Raw genomic sequence first — 21027 nt, forward strand, 5'->3', positions numbered from 1 at the left:
AAGCGGCACGATCGACTCCGCATGCGGTTGCTAGCAGGGTGCTTGCAATAGCAAGCACGATCTGTGCATGCTGGAGCCATGGCAGGTCTGAACGTCGGCTCGCTGGGTGAGTACATCCGGGAGCAACGCCGCAACGCGCAATATTCGCTTCGGCAACTCGCCGAGGCGGCCGGGGTCTCGAACCCCTATCTGAGCCAGATCGAGCGCGGTTTGCGGCGGCCGAGCGCGGAGATCCTGCAACAGATCGCCAAGGCGCTCCGCATCTCGGCGGAAACGCTCTACGTGCAGGCGGGCATCCTCGACGAGCGCGAGGAGGGTGACCGTGAGGTGCGCACCGCGATCATGGCGGATCCGACGATCAACGACCGCCAGAAGCGGGTCCTCATCGAGATCTACGAGGCATTCCGCAAGGAGAACGCGCAGGACGGCGCCGTGCGGGACGAACGGGGCGCCACCGACGGAACCGAGAACGGCAGGGCCGGCCGGGCCGCAACCGAGAACCTCGATCCCGAAGAGTGAGGAACACCATGGCAATCGCCACGGAACTGAAGAAGACCCTGACCGACACCACCCCGCTGTACGCCGTCGCCGGTGCCGGCGACCTGGTGGTGGAGAAGCTGCGCGAGTTGCCCGAGCGCTTCCGGGTCGAGGTCACCACCGACCCCAAGGTGCTGCGCGAGCGTCTGCAGACGCTGCCCGACCGCACCCAGACCTTCGCCAAGTCCCAGGTGGACAAGGCCAAGGAGCTCTACGAGGACCTCGCCGCGCGCGGCGAGAAGCTGGTCAAGCGGGTCGACCGGCAGGAGAGCACCAAGCGGGCCAAGGCGGCCGTGAGCACCACCGAGAGCAAGGCCAAGGCCACCACGACCGCGGCGCGGCGTGGTGCGGCGAACGCCAAGGCGCAGGCGAAGTCCGCGGCGACCGCCGCCGCCAAGGCCGCCGACGCGGCGGCCGACGCCGTCGAGCAGGCGGCCGGCAAGGTCGGCGACTCGGGCTCCAAGCCGACCGCCGGCACCAAGGCCTGACCCTCGGTCCCACGCACACCGGCGCACCCGATGCCGCCTCGGCAACCGCCGAGGCGGCATCGGGCATGCCAGACTGGAATCCCCGCACCACGTGGCGGCACACGGCGGCCGCGCAGAGGAGGATCGATGGAACTGGCCATGGCCGATGGTCTGCTGACGGCCAAGTTCGACCAGGTGCTGACCTGGCTGTTCCTCGGCATCCTGCTGCTCAAGGTGTTCTGCCTGTTCGACGCCGCCTTCCGGCGCGAGGACGCCTACCGCGCGGCGGACAAGAAGAAGAAGTCCTTCTGGCTGATCGTGCTCGGTGTCGCGGTCGTGGTCGACGTGCTGCCGATCGGCCTGGGTCTGATCCTGATGCTCGCGGGCCTGGTCGCGGCGATCGTCTACCTCGTCGACGTGCGGCCCGCGCTCAAGGAGGTCGCCGGCGGTCGAGGCGGCGGTCGCAACATGGGGCCGTACGGCCCCTGGTGAACCGCCGGGCCCGACCCGCGGTGCCCGACCGGCCGGGCCGAGCTCAGCGCGTGGGCAGCTTGACCACCGAGACGAAGAACTCGTCGATGTGCCGCACGACGCTGATGAACTGCTCGAAGTCCACCGGCTTGGTGACATAGGCGTTCGCGTGCAGGTGGTAGCTGCGCAGCACGTCCTCCTCGGCCTCGGACGTGGTCAGCACGACCACCGGGATCCGGCGCAGGTCCTCGTCCGCCTTGATCTCCTCCAGCACCTCCCGGCCGTCCTTACGCGGCAGGTTGAGGTCCAACAGGATCAGGTCCGGGCGCGGCGCGTCGGCGAACTCGCCCTCGCGGCGCAGGAACGCCACCGCCTCGACGCCGTCGCTGACCACGTGCAGCGAGTTGCGCACCTTGTTGTCCTCGAACGCCTCGCGCGTCATCAACACGTCGCCCGGGTCGTCCTCGACCAACAGGACCTCGATGGCTCCCTCGATGGGGTGGGTCATGCGTTGCTCCCTCGTACCGCTTCGTCGGCCGGTCCCTGGGACTGCGGCTCGCGGGTGTTCGGTTCCGGCCGCTCCGGTTCCGGCTCGGATTCGCGCGGCTCCGGCAGCGTGGCCGGCGGCGGTCCCGGCAGGGTCCAGCGGATCGTGGTGCCGCCGGTGCCCTCGGCATCCAGCCAGATCCGGCCGCCGTGGTATTCCACGATCTTCTTGCACATGGCCAGCCCGATGCCGGTGCCGCCGTAGGCGTCCTTCGGATGCAGCCGCTGGAAGATCACGAAGATCCGGTCCGCGTACTGCGGCTCGATCCCGATGCCGTTGTCGACACAGGAGAACTCCCACTGCTCGCCGTCCCAGCGGGCGCCCAGGTGCACGCGCGGCACCTCCTCGGCGTGGAACTTGATCGCGTTGCCGACCAGGTTCTGCACCAGTTGACCCAGCAGCAGCCCGTCGCCCGGCACCGTGGGCAGCGGGTCGGCGGTGATGCTCGCGCCGCTCTCCTCGCGTGCGGCGGCCAGCGCGTGCAGCGCGTGGTCCAGGCACTCGCGCAGGTCCACATCACCGCGCTCGGTGTCCAAGCGGCCCACCCGGGAGAACGCGAGCAGGTCGTTGATCAGCGTCTGCATGCGCTTGGCGCCGTCCACCGCGAACGCGATGTACTGGTCGGCGCGCTCGTCCAGTTGGCCCTTGTACCGCTTCTCCAGGAGTTGGCAGAAGCTGGCCACCTTGCGCAGCGGCTCCTGGAGGTCGTGCGAGGCGACGTAGGCGAACTGCTCCAACTCGGCGTTCGAGCGGCGCAGATCCTCGGCCTGCTCGTCGATCAGCGCCCGGGCCGCCTCGGTGCTGTGCAGCTCCTCCACGATCCGGTCGCGCATCGAGCTCACGTCGTAGGCGAGAGCGGTGATCTCGGCCGGCCCCCGGCCGGTCAGCACCTGGTTGTAACGGCCCTCGGTGACCTTGCGGACCTGCTCGCCGAGATGCTCCAGCGGGCGGGTGACCATCCGGCGGAACACCAGCGCGACCAGCAGCACCAGCCCGGTGAACAGCGCGGCCACCGCGATCAGCGTCGCGGTCAGCGTGGTGGCGTCGCGGGAGAGTTCCTCCCGCGCCCGAGCCCGCTCGTCGCCGAGGTCGGCCTGCTGGGCGGCCGTCGCCGCGCGCACCGCGTCGAACAGTCGCTTGCCCTGGTCGGGCAGCAGGCCGCCAATGGTGGCCGCCCGGTCGGCGAGCGCCGGTTCCGCGTAGCCCGTGCGCCACGCCCGCGCCCGGGTGCCGACCTCGGCGAGGTCGGCGCGCAGCCGGTCACCCTCGTCCGACTTCGGCAACAGCCGCTCCAGGTCCGCGTAGGCCCGGTTCTCCTCGGCCCGGCCCTGCGTGTACGGCTCGCGCAGGCTCGGGTCGCCGCCGATGATCCAGCCGCGCACGCCGGTCTCCTGGTCGATCAGCGCGTTCTCCAGCCGCAGAGCGGCGTTGGCGGCCGGTTCCAGGCGGTCCAGGACGGTGTGCCGCGAGTCGTTCAGGCGCGATATCGCCAGCGCACCGACCACCGCGGAGATCACGATCACCAGCGCGAGCAGGCCCAGGCCCAGCCCGACGACCTGGCGCATGCGGGGTCCGCCCCGCCGTTCCCGCTCCCGCGTTCGCTCCTGAGTCACGCCGTGTCGTCCTCGCCCGTCGTCTGGCCCGGCAGCACCGGATGTCCCCCCTGCACGCCGTGCAACGGGCGATCGGGGTCGTGCCGCAGCAGCAATACCGCCACGTCGTCGTTGAGACTGCCCCCGTGCAGGTCTTCCACCGCGGCCACGGCGGAATCGATCAGGTCGTAACCGGAGCGTCCGGCCGCGAGGAGCTGCCCGATCAGGGGCAACAGTCCCTCGGTCCCCAGTCGTTCCGGGCCCGGACCGATCCGGCCCTCGATCAGTCCGTCGGTGTAGAGCAGGAGCGACCAGTCCGTGCCCAGCTCCATCGACTCGTGGCCCCAGCGGCCGTCCGGGAACAGGCCCAGCGCCGGGCCGGTCGCGCCCTCGGACAGCGGTGCGACGCCCTTGGGCGTGAGCAGCAGCGGCGCCGGATGGCCCGCGAGGTATACCTGGCCGCGTCGACGATCGGGCTCGATGATGGTCATGCACAACGTGGCGAACATCTCGTCCGAGCGTCGCTCGTGTTCGAAGATTCGTTCCAGCGTGGTGAGCAATTCGCCGCCGGTGAGCCCGGCGAAGATCAGCGAGCGCCAGGCGATCCGCAGGTTGACCCCGAGCGCGGCCTCGTCCGGCCCGTGTCCGCAGACGTCGCCGATCATCACGTGCACGCGCCCGTCGGCGGTCTGCACCGCGTCGTACAGGTCCCCGCCCAGCAGCGCCCGCTGGCGACCGGGGCGATAGCGCGCGCGGAAGTCCAGCGTCGGGTCGCGCAGGATCGGCGCGGGCAGCAGCCCGCGTTCCAGGCGCGCGTTCTCCTGCGCGCGCAGCTCCGACTCCACCAGCCGGCGCTGCGACTCGTCGGCCCGCTTGCGCTCCAGGGCGTAGCGGATGGCCCGGGACAACAACGAGCCGTCGATCTCCTGCTTGACCAGGTAGTCCTGGGCGCCGGCGGCGACCGCGGCGGAACCGCGGTGCGCGTCGGACAGGCCGGTGAGCACGATCACCGCGGTCCGCGGCGCGAACAGCAGCAGCCGGTGCAGCCCGTTCAACCCCTCGGCGTCGGGCAGTCCCAGGTCCAGCAGGACGCAGCCGATGTCCTCGCCGAGCTTGACCATGGCCTCGGCCATCGACCGGGCCCAGACGATCTCCATCGGGTCCGGGGAGTCGGCGAGCAACTCCTCCACCAGGAAGGCGTCGCCCGCGTCGTCCTCGATGAGCAGGACGCGCAGCGGGTGCGCGGCGTGGGCGACCGGGGCCGATGCCGCGGGGGCGGGCATCGGTACCGCGCGGTAGTCGGTCCGTTCGACCGCTTTGCCGTCGCCGCCGTACGCGGGGCGCACGCCACCACCTCCGGGATTGATGTCGCCGCACGAATCGTTGTCGTACGGCAATCGAAAAAGGACGATAGCGCGGCGGGGTGTGAGCGGGTAACCGGACGGCGCGCGGTTTCGGCCGAAGCTAGGTCGGGTCGGTGGCTCGTTGCGCCGCGTCGCGCAGTACCGCGAGGGATCGCACGAGCGAGTCCAACTCGTCCGCCTCCAGATGTATCAAGACCTTGGCCAGGGCCTGTCGTCGAGCCGATCGCAGTTCCTCCACGAACCTGACCCCGTCGGGCGCCAGCCGCAGCACCACCTCCCGGCGGTCGGTCGGGCTCAGCCCGCGCACCAGCAGGCCGGCGTCCTCCAGACGGTCGCACAAGCGGCTCGCCGAGGACGGGATGGCCCGCAACCGGGCGGCCAGCATGTTCAGATTGATGCCGTCGTCACCGGCGATCACGAGCAGGGCCCGCAACTGGGACGGCGACACCCGGCCGCCCAGATCGCCGTGTGCGTGGGTGCGTACCGCGGCCAGCCACTCGCACAGTGCGTCCACACGATCGAGCAGTTCCGCGGGTAGGTCCCCTTCTCCTCGGGCCACGGACATTCGGCCACTGTGCCGGCTGAGGCAGCGGGAGCGCCACGTCGGGGGCCGGCAGGCTGGGCGCATGACACGGATAACGCTTGTTCGCGGCGACATCACCGAACAACACGTGGACGCGATCGTCAACGCGGCGAACTCGTCCCTGATGGGCGGTGGCGGTGTCGACGGCGCGATCCACCGCAGGGGTGGTCCGGAGATCCTGGCCGAGTGCCGGGCGCTGCGCGCGGCAAAGCTCGGAAAGGGCCTGGAGACCGGCGCCGCGGTGGCCACCACCGCGGGGCGCCTGCCGGCGCGATGGGTCGTGCACACGGTGGGGCCGGTGTACAGCCACACCGACGACCGGTCCGCGTTGCTGGCGTCCTGCTACCGCGAGGCGTTGCGGGTGGCGGACGACCTCGGCGCGACGTCGGCGGCGTTCCCGGCGATCTCCGCGGGCATCTACGGCTGGCCGATGGACGACGCGGCGCGGATCGCGGTCGAGACCGTGCACGCGACGCCGTCCGCGCTCGAGGAGGTGCGCTTCGTGCTGTTCGAGGCGCGCGCCTACGTCGCGTTCGAGCAGGCGGTCGCCGCGCTGTAGACCCGGACACGGCTGTGGGTCGGACCGCGAGGCCCGACCCACACGCGTTGTCGAGATGCTCAGCCGCCGCTCGGGACGGCCGAGATCTTCCCGGACGGGCTGCCCGATGTGGAGTTGCTCGGCGCCCCGGTCGACGGCGGCGCCGACGTGGGCGGCTGCGAGCTCGGCGGCGGCGTCGTCGGCGGTTCGGTGCTCGGCGGCGGGGTGGTCACCGGCGGGGTGGTCACCGGTGGAGTCACCGGAGGCGTCGTGACCGGCGGCGTGACCGGGGGTGTCGTCACCGGCGGCGTGACCGGCGGCGGCGTGGGCGTGGTCGGCGGAGCCGGGACGTGCGGGATGGCCGGGGCGTTCACCGTGCCGGCGCCGGCGTCGGGACGCACCACGCCGAGGATCGGCATCGAGCCGGCGTTCGCCACGGTGATCGTGCGGCCCGGTCGGGGCGCGTGCACCATCTTGCCGTTGCCCAGGTACATGGCGATGTGGCTCGCGTCGGAGAAGTAGACGATCAGGTCGCCCGGGCGCATGTCGGCGAGCGGCACGCGCGGCAGCGACGCCCACTGCTCCTGCGAGGTGCGGCGGATCGGCACTCCCGCGAACGCCCACGCCTTCGAGGTCAGACCGGAGCAGTCGTAGCCGTCCGGGCCCACGCCGCCCCAGATGTAGGGCTTGCCGATCTTGTCGATCGCGAACGCGATGGCCAACGCGGCCTTGGGCGTGGTCTGCTGGTCCGGCTTGCCGATCAGCGTGTTCAACTGGGCCTGGCCGGCCTCCGCGGACAGCGCCTCCATCCGGGCCAGTTCGGTGAGCTGCTCGGGGGTGAGGCCGGCCAGTATCTTCTCGGCCTCGGCGATCCGGGTCTGGATGTCGGTCCGGCTGCCGGCCGCCTCCTGCTCCAGCCGACGGCTCTCGGCGAGCTGGGTGTCCGCGCTCTTCTGCATCGCGGTGAGCTGGAGTTCGGCCTGCTTGGCCCGGTTGATGGTGTCCAACTGCGTCTGCGAGATGTGCTCGTACGCCGGCGCGTCGCGCAGGAAGCCCTGCGGGTCCGAGGTCAGCATCAGGGTGAGCAGCGGGTCCAGGCCGCGGGTGGTGTACTGCAAGCGGGCCAGCCGGCCGAGGTCGTCGCGGGCCTTCTCGACGTTCTGCCGGGCCCACACCACGCCCGCGTTCACGTCGTTGACCTTGACCTGGGTGCGGGCCAGTTGCTCGGTGGTGGCGTTGAACCGCTCGGTGGCCTGCTCGGCCTGGCGGTACAGCTCCTGCACCCGGGCCTGCGCGGCCAGCAGATCCTGCACCGACGTGATCGCGGTACCGGCCGGCGGCACGGGCGGTACGCCCGGGTCCGCCCACGCGTTGCCGCCGAACAGGGCCGCGCACAACAGCGCCGCGCCGCAGGTGGTCACAGCCCGGGTTCGCAGACCTTTTCGGCCCCCGAGTTTCACCATGCTTTCGCCCTTTCGGAACTCGAATGCTCTCCTGCGACGGGTGTGTCGATGCCGGCAGGCGACGTCGATTCGAAACGGAACCGGTGCTTCCGGGACGGCAATTCCCAAAGGCCGGTTCAGCGTCGGATCCTTGCATGTTCCGGCGGCGATGGGCAGAGGAGAATTCACGATCGTCCACTTATCGGAACGGGCGAATGTATCCATTTGCGGACGACACGCCGGGTCCGACCACGGTCAAGTGAACGTGGTGTGTTCAAGATTTCATGTGCCGTTCCGGATCGGACACGAGTCACCGAATTCCGTCGGACACGAGTCACCGAATTCCGTCGCTCCGGCCGGCCGACGCGGCCGACCCGCGTGGGGCCACCGCCGACCACGCCACGGTCAACTCGCCCTGCCGCCGGCGCGCCGGCCGGTCGCACACCGGCCAGTCCCGGGCCAGCGTCGCGGTCGCCGCGAGCCAGCGCTGCCGGGCACCGAAGGCGGCCAGCGGCGCGTGCAGGTCCCAGGCCCGGTCGAACGCGGTCAGGAAGGTGTGCACCGGTTCGCCCGGCACGTTGCGGTGGATCAGCGCCTTGGGCAGCCGCTCGGCCAGCTCGGACGGGCGCTCGAGGCCGGCCAACCGGGCGGCGAAGGTCACCGTGCGCGGTCGCGCGTCGGCCCCGATGCCCAGCCACACCGCGCGCCGGCCCAACTCGTCGCACGTGCCCTCCACGAGCACCCCGTTCGGGGTCAGGCGGGCGCACATCCGAGCCCAGGCCGCCGGCACCGCGTCCTCGTCGTACTGCCGAAGCACGTTGAACGCCCGGATCGCGGTCGCCGAGCGGCCCGCCGGCAGCGGCACCTCGAAGCCGCCCCGGGCGAAGGTCAGCGCGTCCCGGGCGTACGGGAGCGCCGCGGCCACCCGCTCCGGATCGATCTCGAAGCCGACCACCGCGACGTCGGGACGGACCGTGCGCAACCGCCGGAACAGCTCGACGGTGGTCACCGGCGACGCGCCGTAGCCGACGTCGACCACCAGCGGATCGGCCGCGCCGCGCAGCAGCCGCACGTGTGCGTCGGTCAGCCACCGGTCCACCCGGCGCAACCGGTTCGCGTTGGTGGTGCCCCGGGTGATCACCCCACTGGGCCGCGACCGGGCCGCGGCCCTCGTCCCCGCTCCCGGGGTGCCGAACCCCGAGTTGCCGCGCGTGCCCATGCTCGCAGCGTAAGGGAACACCTCCACGCGCCCCCGCGAGCGGTCCGGATCACACTCCGCCGGGGAATCTCCTCCCACCACGATGGGTTGGGTCTTGAGTTGGGCCGAGAACCACGGACGGGCGGCCCACGCATCGGTAGTAGCTCTGTACAACTAGTAGCTCTGTGTACACGTGGTAGCTCTGTACACCGGACAACATGACACGGGGCCGGCCTGGGAGGTCAACGAGTGAGCCACCACGTCCAGCGCGCGATCACATTGGGAGCGCGCCGGGGGGCACCTCGTCGAATCGCGACGCTGAGCGTTCACACCTCCCCGCTGCACCAACCCGGCACCGGCGACGCCGGTGGCATGAACGTCTACATCGTCGAACTCAGCAAGCGGCTGGCCGCGCTCGGCATCGAGGTGGAGATATTCACCCGTGCCACCGGCCGGGACCTGCCGCCGGTCGTCGAGATGGCCCCGGGAGTCCTGGTGCGGCACGTTACCGCCGGGCCGTACGAGGGCCTGTCCAAGGAGGACCTGCCGGCCCAGTTGTGCGCGTTCACCTCGGGGGTGCTGCGCACCGAGGCGATGCGCGAGCCGGGGCACTACGACCTCGTGCACTCGCACTACTGGCTCTCCGGTCAGGTCGGCTGGCTGGCCAAGGAGCGCTGGGGTGTGCCGCTGGTGCACACCATGCACACGATGGCCAAGGTCAAGAACGCCTCGCTGGCGGGTGGCGACGCGCCCGAACCCCGGGCCCGGGTGATCGGCGAGTCCCAGGTGGTCGAGGCCGCCGATCGGCTGGTCGCCAACACGGTCGAGGAGGCGGACCAGTTGATCGACCTCTACGACGCGGACCCCGACCAGGTCGCGGTGGTCAACCCCGGCGTGGATCTGGAGACCTTCTGCCCCGGCGACATGGCCGACGCGCGCCGCCGGCTGGGCGTGCCGGCGGACGCCACGGTGATCCTGTTCGCCGGTCGGATCCAGCCGCTGAAGGCCCCCGACGTGTTGTTGTACGCGATCGCCCACCTGCTTCAGGCCGATCCGAGCCTGCGCGACTCGCTCGTGGTCGCGGTGGTCGGCGGGCCCAGCGGCAACGGCATGGCGGCGCCGGAGCACCTGCACAAGCTGGCCGCGACGCTGGGCATCCACGACGTGGTCCGGTTCCAGCGGCCGGTCCGCCAGGACGTGCTGGCCGACTGGTATCGCGCGGCCACCGTCGCGGTGGTGCCCTCCTACAACGAGTCCTTCGGCCTGGTGGCCATCGAGGCCCAGGCCTGCGGGACCCCGGTGGTCGCGGCGTCGGTCGGCGGCCTGCCCACCGCGGTGCGCGACGGCGTCTCCGGCACCCTGGTCCGAGGCCACAACCCGGTGGACTACGGCCTGGCCCTGCGCGACCTGATCCGCGCGCCCGGGCTGCGCGAGGACTATGCCGAGGGCGCGGTGCGGCACGCGGCGGCGTTCGGCTGGTCCTCGGCGGCGGCGTCGATGGCCGAGGTCTACGCCGACACGCTGGCCCGCAGCGCGGCCCCGCGTGGCCGGGTCGTGGGCGGGCAGTAGCGTCGAGACGTTCGCACGCCGAATCGAATGGAGTGGCCCGTGGGAGCACAACAGGATCGGGCCGCGGAGACCGTCCGCGCGGCCCTGAAGGACGCCGGCGTCGAGTGGGAGCAGTCCGGGACGAACACGTTCGTCGCGGTCCTGCCGGGCACGCGCAAGCTCAAGACGGCCGTCGCGCTCACGGTCAACGCGCACACCCTGGCGGTGAGCGCGTTCGTGATCCGGCACGCGGACGAGAACCACGCGGCCTTCTACCGTTGGCTGCTCGAGCGCAACGTGCGGATGTACGGCGTGGCGTTCGCCGTGGACACATCGGGCGACGTCTATCTCAACGGCCGGCTGCCGATCGCGGCGGTCACCACCGACGAGGTCGACCGCATCCTGGGCGCCGTGCTCCAGGCCGCCGACGAGAGCTTCAACACGCTTTTGGAGATCGGCTTCGCCACCTCGATCCGCCGCGAATGGGACTGGCGCGTCGAACGCGGCGAATCCCTGAAGAACCTGGAGGCCTTCGCCCGCTTCGCGGCTCCGGAGAACCGCGGCTAGGCCCTGCCCGGCGCCCCGGAAAAGCCCGTGCCCGGGCGCCCGATCGCCTCGATTAGGCTCCTGCCCATGGCTGATGCTCTCTACAAACTGATCCTTCTGCGACACGGCGAAAGCAAGTGGAACGAAGCCGGACTTTTCACCGGCTGGGTCGACGTCGACCTGACCGACAAGGGTGAGAAGGAGGCCGCGCGCGGCGGGCAACTGCTGCTCGACGCGGGTGTGCTGCCGGACGTCCTGCACACCTCGCTCCAGCGCCGCGCGATCCGCACCGCGCAGCTCGCGCTGGACGTGGCCGACCTGAACTGGCTGCCCGTCCGCCGCTCCTGGCGACTGAACGAGCGGCACTACGGCGCGCTCCAGGGCAAGGACAAGAAGCAGACCCTGGAGGAGTTCGGCGAGGAGCAGTTCATGCTCTGGCGCCGTTCCTACGACACCCCGCCGCCTCCGCTCGCGGACGACGACGAGTACTCGCAGTTCGCCGACCGTCGGTACGCGTCGCTGCCGGTGGAGATCCGCCCGCGCACCGAGTGCCTCAAGGACGTCGTCGAGCGCATGCTCCCGTACTGGTACGACGCGATCGTGCCGGACCTGCTCGGCGGCGACACCGTGCTGGTCGCCGCGCACGGCAACTCGCTGCGCGCGCTGGTCAAGCACCTGGACGGCATCTCGGACGCGGACATCGCGGGCCTGAACATCCCCACCGGCATCCCGCTGCTGTACGAGCTGGACGCGAACCTGCGCCCGATCACGCCGGGTGGGCGCTACCTCGACCCGGAGGCCGCCGCGGCCGCGATCGAGGCGGTCAAGAACCAGGGCCGCAAGTGATCACGAACATCGGGTGAACCATCGATCGGCTCCGCGCGGGGCGCCCACCTGTCACGGAAGGGGTGGGGCGCCCCGCACGGGCCGGGCTCGGCGGCCCGAGTGCCGGCTCAGCGGCCGCAGCCGCCCCCGCAATTGCACGCGGAACCGGACTTACAGCCACAGCCGCAACTCGACGGGCAGTTGCAGCCCGGCGTGGGGGCCTGAGGTTGTGGTGGGGTCTGCGGGTCGGGCATGACGACCTCCGAACGATCACCGGTGACAGGCGTGGCGCACGGATGAACGACACATGAAGATCTGCACGATGGACCCTCTGGACGGTTTCACCCGTTCGGAGCAGCTCTACCCTGGAACATGTGGACGTGAACGTTGCTGCTGCCGCTTTGGCCGCCGTATCCGGATTGGCCGTGGGCGTGGCCGGCACCCTGGCTTTCCGCTGGAGTGAGCGAGCCCAGGGCAGGGGCACGGCCGCGGCGCCCGCCGTGGCCCCGTCGCTGCCGCCCGGAGTGGCCACGGTGTTGTCCGTGCTGCGCTCCTCGGCGGTGGTCCTGGACGAGTTCGACACCGTCGTGAAGGCCAGCTCGGCGGCCTACAAGTTCGGCTTGGTCCGAGGCGACCAATTGGTGCCCGAGGACCTGCTCGCGATGGCCAGGGAGACCAGACGCGACGGCGAGATAAGGCAGCGGGACCTGCTGCTGGCCCGCGCCGACGGCGAGGCGCACGAGTTCGAGGTGTCCGCCCGGGTCGCGCCGCTGGGCTCCCGGCTGGTGCTGCTGCTGGTCGAGGACCGTACCGAGGCCCGCCGGGTGGACGCGGTGCGCCGCGACTTCGTGGCCAACGTGAGCCACGAGCTCAAGACCCCGGTCGGCGCGCTGTCGCTGCTGGCCGAGGCGGTGATGGACGCCAGTGACGACCCCGAGGCGATCATCCGCTTCGCGGGTCGCATGCAGATCGAGTCGGCCCGGCTGACCAACCTGGTGCAGGAGCTGATCGACCTGTCCCGGGTGCAGAACGACCACCCGCTGCACCACGTCGGCCCGGTGCCGCTGGACGAACTGGTGGCCGAGGCCGCCGACCGTTGCCGGCAGGCCGCCGAGTCGAAGCAGATCACCCTGGAGATCGGCGGCGACCGTGACCTGATCGTGCCCGGGGACCACAATCAACTGGTGATGGCGCTGGGCAACCTCGTCGAGAACGCGGTCAACTACTCTCCCGCGAGGACGAGGGTCGACATCGAGGTCAGAGCCGAGGCACGGATGGCCGTCATCACCGTTTCCGACCAGGGGTTGGGCATCCCCCAGCGCGACCTGGATCGAATTTTCGAGCGGTTCTACCGCGTCGATCCGGCCCGTTCGCGGGCCACCGGCGGTACCGGCTTGGGCCTGTCCATCGTCAAGCACATCGCGGCGGGCCACGGGGGAGAGGTAACCGTGCGCAGCCTGGAGGGTGTGGGATCCACCTTCACCCTGGTGCTGCCCTTCAAGTCCAGTACCTCTCAATCGATGTCGATGACATCGTCGACCCCATCCATGGAGGCTTCACGATGACCCGTGTGCTCGTCGTCGAAGATGAAGAGTCCTTCAGCGACGCGCTGTCGTACATGCTTCGCAAGGAAGGCTTCGAGGTGGCCGTCGCCGCCACCGGGCCCGAGGCCCTGGAGCTGTTCGACCAGGGCGGCGCCGACCTGGTGCTGCTCGACCTGATGCTGCCCGGGCTGCCCGGCACGGAGGTGTTCCGCGGGCTCAGGGCCAAGTCCAACGTGCCGGTCATCATGGTGACGGCCAAGGACAGTGAGGTGGACAAGGTCGTCGGGTTGGAGATCGGCGCCGACGACTACGTCACGAAGCCGTACTCCACGCGCGAGCTGATCGCCCGGATCCGCGCCGTGCTGCGGCGCCAGGGCGGTGAACCCACGGACGAGCCCCGGGCGATCGAGGCCGGGCCGGTACGGCTGGACGTCGAGGCGCACCGGGTCACCGTGGAGGGCCGGCGGATCGACCTCCCGCTCAAGGAGTTCGACCTGCTCGAGGTGCTGCTGCGCAACGCGGGCCGGGTGCTGACCCGGATGCAGCTCATCGACCGGGTGTGGGGCGTCGGCTACGTCGGCGACACCAAGACGCTCGACGTGCACGTGAAGCGGCTGCGCGCCAAGATCGAGCCGGACCCGGGCGCCCCGCGCTACCTGGTCACCGTGCGCGGTCTCGGCTACAAGTTCGAGCCCTGATCGGCCCGGGGCGCCGGCAACCGCCCCCCAGCGCGACGACGGCGCCCGCGCCGCCCACCGGAACTCCGGGGGCGGCGCGGGCGCCGTCGTAGGTGCGCGCGAGGTCGTCAGCCGCCGGCCGGGGCCGACGAGCTGTTGCGCGGCGTCGAGTTCGCCGCGTTGGTGGTGGTCGCAGCACCGGTCGCGCCCGTCGCGGGCGGCGAGGTCGCGCCCGCGGAGTTGGTGGGTGCCGCGGTGGTGGGCGGCGCGGCCGGCGGAGCCGGCGGCGGCGGGGTGAACGCCGGGGTCGGCTTGAGCTGTGCGAAGTAGCCGGACGGCCCGTGCACCGAGACGTCCAGCGAGGTCTCGCCGGCGGTGCCGAACGCGAAGGTCACCTTGCGCCACGAACCGGCCTGCACCTTCGCCGCGTTCGGGAAGACCAGCGGGCCGAGGTAGGTCTTGCCCTGCGGGCTCTCCGCGGCCATTCCCTGCGGCCGGTCGACCAGGTACAGCGAGCCGCCCGCCGGGATGGTCAGCGGGCCGCCCAGGGCCTGGCCGGCGCCGTCGACCGTCACCTTGGTGATGGTCTCGGGCGTGGTGCCCTCGTTGAACAACGCGCCACCGAGCGCGACCAGGTCCTTGCCCGGGTCGCTCGTCACCAACTGCACGTTCTGGATCTTGAGCGCGCCGAACGCCGTGTTGGCCGTGTCGGGCTTGATCTTGTTGGTCTCGGCGTCGTTGCCACTGGCGCAGCCCGCGGCCAGGGGAAGGACGACGGCGACGGTGGCGGCGAGGGCGCCGCGTCGAAGGCTGCGGCTCACGGCGGCGGCATCTCCTTGAAGATCTTGGATCGAGGACCGGTCAGGACGACCGGGGACAGCGTACTCAGCCCGGACGGACGACTTGTACGCGGCTCACCGCGCCGACAGCCGGCTTCGGCCCGGTCGAGGCGGCGGAATGATCTCGAACACGGGACCGACATGGGTGGGGCCCGTGTGACATATGGGTCGCGCGAGAGCGCTCGGCTCGCCACCCGGAGGAGTTGTTTGTCCTATTTGTTCGAGTCCTGCGGGTGTGGGGTTCCCTGTCCCAGCACGGCCGGAGGTCGGTTGTCAAGCCCCGACTAAGGCCCTGACCTGCGGAAACGTCATTCAGTAGGGGCGTGTCCCGTGTTACCCTAGAAAGCCACGGAAGGGGTACCTGTCACATGACGTTCAAGGTTGGCGACACCGTGGTCTACCCCCATCACGGGGCCGCGCTGATCGAGGCGATCGAGCAGCGCACGATCAAGGGTGTGGACAAGACCTATCTGGTGTTGAAGGTCGCCCAGGGTGATTTGACCGTCCGCGTGCCTGCGGACAACGCGGAATTCGTCGGTGTCCGGGACGTGGTGGGCCAGGAAGGGCTCGACCGCGTCTTCGAGGTACTGCGCGCTCCGCACACCGAAGAACCGACGAACTGGTCACGACGTTACAAGGCGAACCTGGAAAAGCTCGCCTCCGGTGACGTTATCAAGGTCGCGGAGGTCGTGCGCGATCTATGGCGCCGCGAGCGTGACCGCGGCCTGTCGGCAGGCGAGAAGCGCATGCTGGCAAAGGCTCGGCAGATCTTGGTGAGCGAGTTGGCGCTCGCCGAGAACACGAACGAGGACAAGGCCGAGGCCATCCTCGACGAAGTTCTGGCTTCCTGAGCCGTAGGATCCGCCCGTCGGTGACGGACGGATCCGCCGGTGCGGTGTCGGCGCGATTCCGCGTCGGCGCCCGGGTGGTTTGAGGGGACTTCGTTGAACGCTGCGGTCCTTGTGCCCGCTGCAGGGCGTGGTGAACGGCTTGGTCCCGGTGCGCCCAAGGCGTTGCGTGAGCTTGGGGACATCCCGATGCTGGTGCACGCCGTCCGGTCGCTGTTGGCCGCCCGCGGGGTAACCGCGGTCGTGGTCGCCGCACCGCCGGACGGTGTCGCCGGTGTCCGGAAACTTTTGCGTGCGCATTTGCCGGCGGAATCACCCCTACGGGTGGTCGCGGGCGGTGCGACACGCCAGGAATCGGTGCGGCTCGCGCTCGACGCGGTCCCCGCCGATCACGACGTCGTGCTCGTGCACGACGCCGCGCGTCCGTTCGTGCCGGCCGAGGTGGTGGAGGCGGTGATCGCCGCCGTCGCCGCCGGGGCCGACGCCGTGGTGCCCGCGTTGCCCGTGGTGGACACGGTCAAGGAGGTCGCCTCGATCGACGGCGCCGAGACCGTGGTTCGCACGGTCGACCGGTCGTCTTTGCGCGCCGTACAGACCCCCCAGGGCTTTCGGCGGGCCGTTCTGGCACGCGCGCACGCCGAGGCCGGCGGCTTCGGCGGGGAGGGCGCGACCGACGACGCGGGCATGGTCGAACGCCTCGGCGGAGCGGTCGTGGTGGTGCCCGGTTCCGAAGAGGCGTTCAAGGTGACCCGACCGTTCGACCTGCTGCTCGCCGGCGCGCTGTTGGCGCGGCGCGCGGAACAGGCGGCCGAAGGGGCGGCGATCGGTGTGGAGAGTACGGAGACCGACGTTGTCCGGTGAGCACGCCTCTCGTGTCGTTTTGCCCCGCACCGGGATCGGGGTGGACGTACACGCCTTCGAGGAGGGCCGCGAGTTGTGGGTCGCCGGTCTGCACTGGCCCGGGGAGACCGGGCTGGCCGGGCACTCGGACGCCGACGTGGTCGCGCACGCCGCGTGCGACGCGTTGTTCTCGGCGGCCGGTATCGGCGATCTGGGCGCGCACTTCGGCACGTCCCGGCCGCAGTGGTCGGGGGCGTCGGGAGTGACGCTGTTGACCGAGGCGGCGCGATTGGTGCGCGCGGCGGGCTTCGAGATCGGCAACGTCGCGGTGCAGGTGATCGGGATCCGGCCGAAGGTGGGCCGGCGCCGGGCCGAGGCCGAGGCCGCGTTGTCGGCCGCGGTCGGTGCGCCGGTGTCGGTGTCCGGGACCACCACCGACGGACTCGGGCTGACCGGGCGGGCCGAGGGGGTGGCCGCGATCGCCACCGCGCTCGTGGTCGCGACGTCGAGCTGATCATCGGCACGGCCGGGTGATCGTCGCGAACAGGCAAATAACAGGGGAACGCCGGGCCGTCCCGACGCTCTAAGCTTGCGCGTGTGAGCATGCGCCTGTACGACACCAGCACCCGCACGGTCCGGGACTTCGTGCCGCTTGTCGAGGGACAGGTCTCGATCTACTTGTGTGGTGCCACCGTGCAGGCGCCGCCGCACATCGGGCACATCCGATCGGGGCTGAACTTCGACGTGCTGCGCCGGTGGTTCGCCCACCGCGGCAACGACGTCGTGTTCTGCCGCAACGTCACCGACATCGACGACAAGATCATCGCGAAGTCCTGCACGGAGGGGATTCCGTACTGGCAGGTGGCGCAGACCAACGAGCGCGCCTTCGCGGACGCGTACACCGCGCTCGGCTGCCTGCCCTCGACGGTGGAGCCCCGGGCGACCGGGCACATCCCCGAGATGATCGCGATGATGGACCGGCTGATCGCGACCGGGCACGCCTATCCATCCGGCGGCGACGTCTACTTCGACGTGTCCTCGTTCCCCGCGTACGGCGCGCTGTCCGGTCAGAAGCCGGACGCGATGCGCGAGGCGGAGGACGCGGGTGCGGGTGCGGCGGGCAAGCGGGATCGCCGCGACTTCGCGCTGTGGAAGTCGGCCAAGCCCGGCGAGCCCTCATGGGAGACCCCGTGGGGCAACGGCCGTCCGGGCTGGCACCTGGAGTGCTCCGCGATGGCGCACAAGTACCTGGGGCCGGCGTTCGACATCCACGGCGGCGGGCTCGACCTGGTCTTCCCGCACCACGAGAACGAGATCGCCCAATCCAAGGCGGCGGGCGACGCGTTCGCCAACTACTGGATGCACAACGCCTGGGTCACCCTCAGCGGTGAGAAGATGAGCAAGTCGCTCGGCAACTCCGTGCTCGTATCGGAGATGCTCAAGCGCTGGTCGCCGCTCGTCCTGCGGTACTACCTGGCCACCCCGCACTACCGGTCGATGATCGAGTACAGCGAGGAGGCCCTGCGCGAGGCCGAGGTGTCGTTCGGGCGGATAGAGGGATTCCTCGAGCGCGCGGGCGAGCAGACCGGGGCGATCGAACCGGCGGCGGAGGTGCCGGCGGTGTTCGCCGCGGCGATGGACGACGACCTGGGTGTGCCGCAGGCGATGGCGGTCGTGCACAACACCGTGCGCGACGGCAACACCGCGCTGGCGGCGGGCGACAAGGACGCCGTCGTGCGGCACGCGGCGGACATCCGGGCGATGCTGGGCGTGCTCGGCATGGACCCGCTGTCGGAGCAGTGGACGGCGGGCACCTCCGCCGGTCGCTCCGACGAACTGCGCGGGGTGGTCGACCACCTGGTCAAACTCGCGCTCCAGCAGCGCGAGGCGGCGCGGGCCCGCAAGGACTACGCCGCGGCGGACGCGGTTCGGGACAGCCTCACGGCGGCCGGGATAGTGGTGGAGGACACGCCCAACGGGCCCCGGTGGACGCTGCACCGGGACTGACGGGAATCGGGCCCACCCGGGCCCGACGAAGACGTGCCGTACGGCCGGATCGCCACGAGGTGGCGGGCCGGCCGTACGGTTGTACAAGCATGTGAGCTGTTATCGCAGCTGATGATGAAGCAATCGAAGGGATGTACCCGTCATGGCCGGCAACACGGAGCGCCGTAACAAGCGCAACGAGGGAAGCAAGAAGGGGCCCTCGGTCGGTACTGGTGGGCACAGCCGCCGGGCGCTCAAGGGCAAGGGGCCGACGCCGCCCGCGGAGATGCGCAAGGGGCACGCCAAGCAGCGCGCCGCGAACGCCGCCGCCAAGCGCAAGGCCGCGGCGCCGGCCGCTCGACGCGCCGCCGGCGGTCGTCCCGGACGCGGCGGCAAGAGCTCGAACGAGCTGGTCGCGGGCCGCAACTCGGTGCTCGAGGTGCTGCGCGCCGACGCGCCGGCCACGTCGTTGTTCATCGCGCAGTACATCGACAGCGACGACCGGGTGCGCGAGGCGATGAAGATCGCGAACGTGCGCGGCATCCCGCTGATGGAGATCCCGCGTCCCGAGCTGGACCGGATGACCGACGGCGCGATCCACCAGGGTCTGGTGCTCCAGATGCCGCCGTACGAGTACGCGCACCCGGACGACCTCGTGGTCGAGGCGCACGACCGCGGCGAGACGCCGATCATCGTCGCGCTCGACAGCGTCACCGACCCGCGCAACCTCGGCGCGGTGATCCGTTCCGCGGCGGCGTTCGGCGGCCACGGTGTGGTCGTGCCGGAGCGGCGCGCGGCCGGGATGACCGCGGGCGCCTGGAAGTCCTCGGCGGGCGCGGCCACGCGGGTCCCGGTGGCCCGGGCGGCCAACCTCACCCGTGCGCTGGAGGCGTACAAGAAGGCGGGCCTGACCGTGGTCGGCCTCGCCGCCGACGGCGACATCTCGCTGGAGGAACTGGCTGCGGCGACCGACCCGATCGTGGTGGTCGTCGGTTCCGAGGGCAAGGGCCTGGGCCGACTGGTCCAGGAGACCTGCGACATCACCGTGCGGATCCCGATGGCGGGCGGCAACGAGTCGCTGAACGCCGGCGTCGCGGCGAGCATCGTGCTCTACGAGGTGGCCAGGCGTCGCGCAGTGTAACGCCGCGCCGGGGGCCGTGGGGCCCGCATCGGGTAATACGCGAAGGGCCGCATCCTCTGGTGCCCTCGCGCGGTTATTGATGCGTGGACACCAGATCTGAAGGCAGCTACGGCGGTGCTGTCGGGCTGTTGCCCTCGCCCTCGGCAGTGCGCGATCCCGGCGATCCGGCGACGGTCGCCACCCCCACGAAGACCCTGCGGGTGGTGATCGGCGGCCCCGGGGTCGGCGGCAGACCCGTGCCCGGAGCGCGTGGCCCGGCGGACGACGCCACCACGCGGCTGCCGGTGATCCGGGACGAGGCACCGCGGCGGCGGGTGCCACCCGTGCGTCGCGATCTCGCGGCCGGCCGCGAGCGGGACGGCACCTCGGCCCCGGCGCCCACGCACGCGCGCCGGGCCACGCTCCAGGGCGGCACGGTGTTGTTGCCGCTGCGGCTGTTCCTGGGCGGGGCGTTCCTGGTCGAGGGGCTGCGCAAGCTCTACGCGCCGGGCTTCCTGGATCCGAGCTCGACCGATTCCTTCGGGCACCGGATCGGTGTGCTGCGCGAGGGCAGTTTGTCGCCGTCGGTGATGGACCTGGCCGCCGATCACGCGATCGGGGCGGGCCTGCTGTTCGCGTTCGGGCAGGTGGTGGTCGGCTTCGCGGTCATGCTGGGGTTGTGGACCCGGCTCGCGGGCCTGCTCGGGATGTTGCTCTCGCTGGGCGTACTGATCGCGGTGGGCACCGGCTCCTCGCCCTACCACGCGCCCTACGTGGTCTTCCTGGCCGCGTTCAGCCCGCTGGCCCTGGCGGGCGCGCCGATGTACTCGGCGGACGCGTGGTTGTCGCTGCGCACCTGGCGCGGCCCGATCATCACTCCCGTACGGGCCCGGCGGCGCAAGCTCGGCTACGGTTCGATGCTGGCGTTCGCGGGGGTCGGCGCGACGCTGCTCGCGGGCTCGTTGCTGGGCGGCGGCCACCGGCACCTCGACGAGTCCGACACCGGCCGGGTCGGCGACCAGGGGCCCGCCGCGACCGTTCCCGTCGTCCCGGCGGCCGGGCCGCAGGGCGGCGCGGTGGCCGGCCAGCCGCGCCCGCCGGTGGCCGAACCCTCGGTGGCGACCGGACCGGGCCGCCCGAGCACCCTGCCGCAGACCACGCCGCGCGCGGCGAACACCCCGACGCCGAGCGCCGTTCCCAGGACCGGGACGGGCGCGGCCAAGTCGTCCCCGACCGACACGGCCGAGAAGAAGTCGGCGCCGCCCTCCGCGCCGGCCGCAGGCTCGACCACCGGTTCCTCCGGCAGCGCACCCAAGACCGGTGCCACCGCGAGCAAGCCGCTGGGCGGCCTGCTCGGCTGACCGGCCGGACGCACACGACGTGCCGGGGGCCCCCCCCCCCCCGGGGGGGGCCCCCCCCCCCCCGCGGGGGGGGGCTGCACACCCCGCCCAGTTACCATACGCCCCCCCCGGGGGGCACTTGCCCTGGGTACACCCTTAGCCCTCGCCCCGGCCG

At 71.3% G+C, this 21027-nt stretch carries 22 protein-coding genes; 15 read left to right on the plus strand and 7 right to left on the minus strand.

Annotated features, from left to right (window positions below; genetic code table 11):
• Positions 1 to 78: 78 nt before the first annotated feature.
• The 3 genes from ACIRL2_RS29905 (at position 79) to ACIRL2_RS29915 (ending at position 1496) form a co-directional block, all read left to right on the plus strand.
• Positions 79 to 519: a helix-turn-helix domain-containing protein gene (locus ACIRL2_RS29905; RefSeq protein ID WP_395864370.1), complete on the plus strand. Its 441-nt coding sequence runs from the start codon at positions 79 to 81 to the stop codon at positions 517 to 519.
• Between the two features lie 8 nt (positions 520 to 527).
• Positions 528 to 1025 (plus strand): hypothetical protein, encoded by a 498-nt coding sequence (locus ACIRL2_RS29910; protein WP_395864368.1) that lies wholly within the window; start codon positions 528 to 530, stop codon positions 1023 to 1025.
• 150 nt (positions 1026 to 1175) lie between these two features.
• A complete protein-coding gene (locus tag ACIRL2_RS29915; RefSeq protein WP_395864717.1) occupies positions 1176 to 1496 on the plus strand; it encodes a DUF2516 family protein in 321 nt (106 codons plus the stop codon).
• Positions 1497 to 1539: 43 nt separating this feature from the next.
• On the opposite strand, the gene ACIRL2_RS29920 is transcribed toward ACIRL2_RS29915, so the two are convergent.
• From ACIRL2_RS29920 to ACIRL2_RS29935, 4 genes are all read right to left on the minus strand, one after another.
• Entirely contained in the window at positions 1540 to 1983 is a 444-nt protein-coding gene (locus tag ACIRL2_RS29920; RefSeq protein WP_395864366.1) for a response regulator, read from the minus strand.
• The gene (locus tag ACIRL2_RS29925; protein WP_395864364.1) at positions 1980 to 3587 is read right to left on the minus strand and encodes an ATP-binding protein; all 1608 of its coding nucleotides are present in this window, start codon (positions 3585 to 3587) and stop codon (positions 1980 to 1982) included. Before ACIRL2_RS29925 ends, ACIRL2_RS29920 begins: the two co-directional genes overlap by 4 nt.
• A 44-nt stretch (positions 3588 to 3631) precedes the next feature.
• Positions 3632 to 4960 carry a PP2C family protein-serine/threonine phosphatase gene (locus tag ACIRL2_RS29930; RefSeq protein ID WP_395864362.1) on the minus strand — a complete coding sequence of 443 codons (1329 nt, stop codon included), beginning with the start codon at positions 4958 to 4960 and terminating at the stop codon, positions 3632 to 3634.
• 118 nt (positions 4961 to 5078) lie between these two features.
• A complete protein-coding gene (locus tag ACIRL2_RS29935) occupies positions 5079 to 5543 on the minus strand; it encodes a MarR family winged helix-turn-helix transcriptional regulator (protein ID WP_395864360.1) in 465 nt (154 codons plus the stop codon).
• A 61-nt stretch (positions 5544 to 5604) separates the two neighbouring features.
• On the opposite strand from ACIRL2_RS29935, the gene ACIRL2_RS29940 reads away from it, so the two are divergent.
• Positions 5605 to 6120 carry an O-acetyl-ADP-ribose deacetylase gene (locus ACIRL2_RS29940; protein ID WP_395864358.1) on the plus strand — a complete coding sequence of 172 codons (516 nt, stop codon included), beginning with the start codon at positions 5605 to 5607 and terminating at the stop codon, positions 6118 to 6120.
• Positions 6121 to 6179: 59 nt separating this feature from the next.
• Here the strand turns inward: ACIRL2_RS29940 and ACIRL2_RS29945 are convergent, their stop codons facing one another.
• Together ACIRL2_RS29945 and ACIRL2_RS29950 are read right to left on the minus strand one after the other, a co-directional pair.
• Positions 6180 to 7520 (minus strand): NlpC/P60 family protein, encoded by a 1341-nt coding sequence (locus ACIRL2_RS29945; RefSeq protein WP_402236080.1) that lies wholly within the window; start codon positions 7518 to 7520, stop codon positions 6180 to 6182.
• Between the two features lie 355 nt (positions 7521 to 7875).
• Positions 7876 to 8760 carry a class I SAM-dependent methyltransferase gene (locus ACIRL2_RS29950; protein ID WP_402236082.1) on the minus strand — a complete coding sequence of 295 codons (885 nt, stop codon included), beginning with the start codon at positions 8758 to 8760 and terminating at the stop codon, positions 7876 to 7878.
• A 228-nt stretch (positions 8761 to 8988) separates the two neighbouring features.
• Here ACIRL2_RS29950 and mshA point away from each other — a divergent pair, with 228 nt between their 5' ends.
• The 5 genes from mshA to ACIRL2_RS29975 all read left to right on the plus strand — a co-directional run bounded on the left by mshA (position 8989) and on the right by ACIRL2_RS29975 (position 13900).
• On the plus strand, positions 8989 to 10308 hold the full coding sequence (mshA, locus tag ACIRL2_RS29955; protein WP_402236084.1) for a D-inositol-3-phosphate glycosyltransferase: 1320 nt from the start codon (positions 8989 to 8991) through the stop codon (positions 10306 to 10308).
• Positions 10309 to 10335: 27 nt separating this feature from the next.
• Positions 10336 to 10854, plus strand: a complete 519-nt coding sequence (locus ACIRL2_RS29960) for a YbjN domain-containing protein (protein WP_395864350.1) — start codon at positions 10336 to 10338, stop codon at positions 10852 to 10854.
• 66 nt (positions 10855 to 10920) lie between these two features.
• Positions 10921 to 11679 carry a phosphoglyceromutase gene (locus ACIRL2_RS29965; protein WP_395864349.1) on the plus strand — a complete coding sequence of 253 codons (759 nt, stop codon included), beginning with the start codon at positions 10921 to 10923 and terminating at the stop codon, positions 11677 to 11679.
• Positions 11680 to 12032: 353 nt separating this feature from the next.
• Positions 12033 to 13223: a sensor histidine kinase gene (locus tag ACIRL2_RS29970; RefSeq protein WP_395864347.1), complete on the plus strand. Its 1191-nt coding sequence runs from the start codon at positions 12033 to 12035 to the stop codon at positions 13221 to 13223.
• Entirely contained in the window at positions 13220 to 13900 is a 681-nt protein-coding gene (locus tag ACIRL2_RS29975; protein WP_020552235.1) for a response regulator transcription factor, read from the plus strand. The genes ACIRL2_RS29970 and ACIRL2_RS29975 overlap by 4 nt, the downstream gene beginning before the upstream one ends.
• Before the next feature lie 107 nt (positions 13901 to 14007).
• Here ACIRL2_RS29975 and ACIRL2_RS29980 read toward each other — a convergent pair whose 3' ends face one another.
• Positions 14008 to 14700 (minus strand): hypothetical protein, encoded by a 693-nt coding sequence (locus ACIRL2_RS29980; protein WP_395864345.1) that lies wholly within the window; start codon positions 14698 to 14700, stop codon positions 14008 to 14010.
• Between the two features lie 386 nt (positions 14701 to 15086).
• Between ACIRL2_RS29980 and ACIRL2_RS29985 the strand changes: the two genes are divergently transcribed.
• The 6 genes from ACIRL2_RS29985 to ACIRL2_RS30010 all read left to right on the plus strand — a co-directional run bounded on the left by ACIRL2_RS29985 (position 15087) and on the right by ACIRL2_RS30010 (position 20873).
• Complete coding sequence (locus tag ACIRL2_RS29985; RefSeq protein WP_020552233.1) at positions 15087 to 15569, plus strand: CarD family transcriptional regulator; 483 nt, start codon at positions 15087 to 15089, stop codon at positions 15567 to 15569.
• A gap of 93 nt (positions 15570 to 15662) precedes the next feature.
• The gene (gene ispD, locus ACIRL2_RS29990; RefSeq protein ID WP_402236089.1) at positions 15663 to 16427 is read left to right on the plus strand and encodes a 2-C-methyl-D-erythritol 4-phosphate cytidylyltransferase; all 765 of its coding nucleotides are present in this window, start codon (positions 15663 to 15665) and stop codon (positions 16425 to 16427) included.
• Positions 16428 to 16446: 19 nt separating this feature from the next.
• On the plus strand, positions 16447 to 16920 hold the full coding sequence (gene ispF / locus ACIRL2_RS29995) for a 2-C-methyl-D-erythritol 2,4-cyclodiphosphate synthase (RefSeq protein WP_395864341.1): 474 nt from the start codon (positions 16447 to 16449) through the stop codon (positions 16918 to 16920).
• Positions 16921 to 17003: 83 nt separating this feature from the next.
• Positions 17004 to 18413: a cysteine--tRNA ligase gene (gene cysS / locus ACIRL2_RS30000; protein ID WP_395864339.1), complete on the plus strand. Its 1410-nt coding sequence runs from the start codon at positions 17004 to 17006 to the stop codon at positions 18411 to 18413.
• A gap of 142 nt (positions 18414 to 18555) precedes the next feature.
• Positions 18556 to 19533, plus strand: coding sequence for a 23S rRNA (guanosine(2251)-2'-O)-methyltransferase RlmB (rlmB, locus tag ACIRL2_RS30005; RefSeq protein WP_395864337.1), 978 nt, complete (start codon positions 18556 to 18558; stop codon positions 19531 to 19533).
• An 83-nt stretch (positions 19534 to 19616) separates the two neighbouring features.
• A complete protein-coding gene (locus ACIRL2_RS30010) occupies positions 19617 to 20873 on the plus strand; it encodes a TQO small subunit DoxD (protein ID WP_395864335.1) in 1257 nt (418 codons plus the stop codon).
• The last annotated feature ends 154 nt before the right edge of the window (positions 20874 to 21027 follow it).

The organism is Embleya sp. NPDC127516 (genome assembly GCF_044765325.1).
In the GTDB taxonomy this organism is placed as follows: Bacteria; Actinomycetota; Actinomycetes; order Streptomycetales; family Streptomycetaceae; genus Embleya.

Excerpts from the sequence above, each read along its gene's own strand:
- ACIRL2_RS29905 (WP_395864370.1), top strand. The coding sequence starts at position 79 with ATGGCAGGTCTGAACGTCGGCTCGCTGGGTGAGTACATCCGGGAGCAA.
- ACIRL2_RS29910 (WP_395864368.1), top strand. The coding sequence starts at position 528 with ATGGCAATCGCCACGGAACTGAAGAAGACCCTGACCGACACCACCCCG.
- ACIRL2_RS29920 (WP_395864366.1), bottom strand. The coding sequence starts at position 1,983 with ATGACCCACCCCATCGAGGGAGCCATCGAGGTCCTGTTGGTCGAGGAC.
- ACIRL2_RS29925 (WP_395864364.1), bottom strand. The coding sequence starts at position 3,587 with ATGCGCCAGGTCGTCGGGCTGGGCCTGGGCCTGCTCGCGCTGGTGATC.
- ACIRL2_RS29935 (WP_395864360.1), bottom strand. The coding sequence starts at position 5,543 with ATGTCCGTGGCCCGAGGAGAAGGGGACCTACCCGCGGAACTGCTCGAT.
- ACIRL2_RS29940 (WP_395864358.1), top strand. The coding sequence starts at position 5,605 with ATGACACGGATAACGCTTGTTCGCGGCGACATCACCGAACAACACGTG.
- ACIRL2_RS29950 (WP_402236082.1), bottom strand. The coding sequence starts at position 8,760 with ATGGGCACGCGCGGCAACTCGGGGTTCGGCACCCCGGGAGCGGGGACG.
- ACIRL2_RS29960 (WP_395864350.1), top strand. The coding sequence starts at position 10,336 with ATGGAGTGGCCCGTGGGAGCACAACAGGATCGGGCCGCGGAGACCGTC.
- ACIRL2_RS29965 (WP_395864349.1), top strand. The coding sequence starts at position 10,921 with ATGGCTGATGCTCTCTACAAACTGATCCTTCTGCGACACGGCGAAAGC.
- ACIRL2_RS29975 (WP_020552235.1), top strand. The coding sequence starts at position 13,220 with ATGACCCGTGTGCTCGTCGTCGAAGATGAAGAGTCCTTCAGCGACGCG.
- ACIRL2_RS29985 (WP_020552233.1), top strand. The coding sequence starts at position 15,087 with ATGACGTTCAAGGTTGGCGACACCGTGGTCTACCCCCATCACGGGGCC.
- rlmB (WP_395864337.1), top strand. The coding sequence starts at position 18,556 with ATGGCCGGCAACACGGAGCGCCGTAACAAGCGCAACGAGGGAAGCAAG.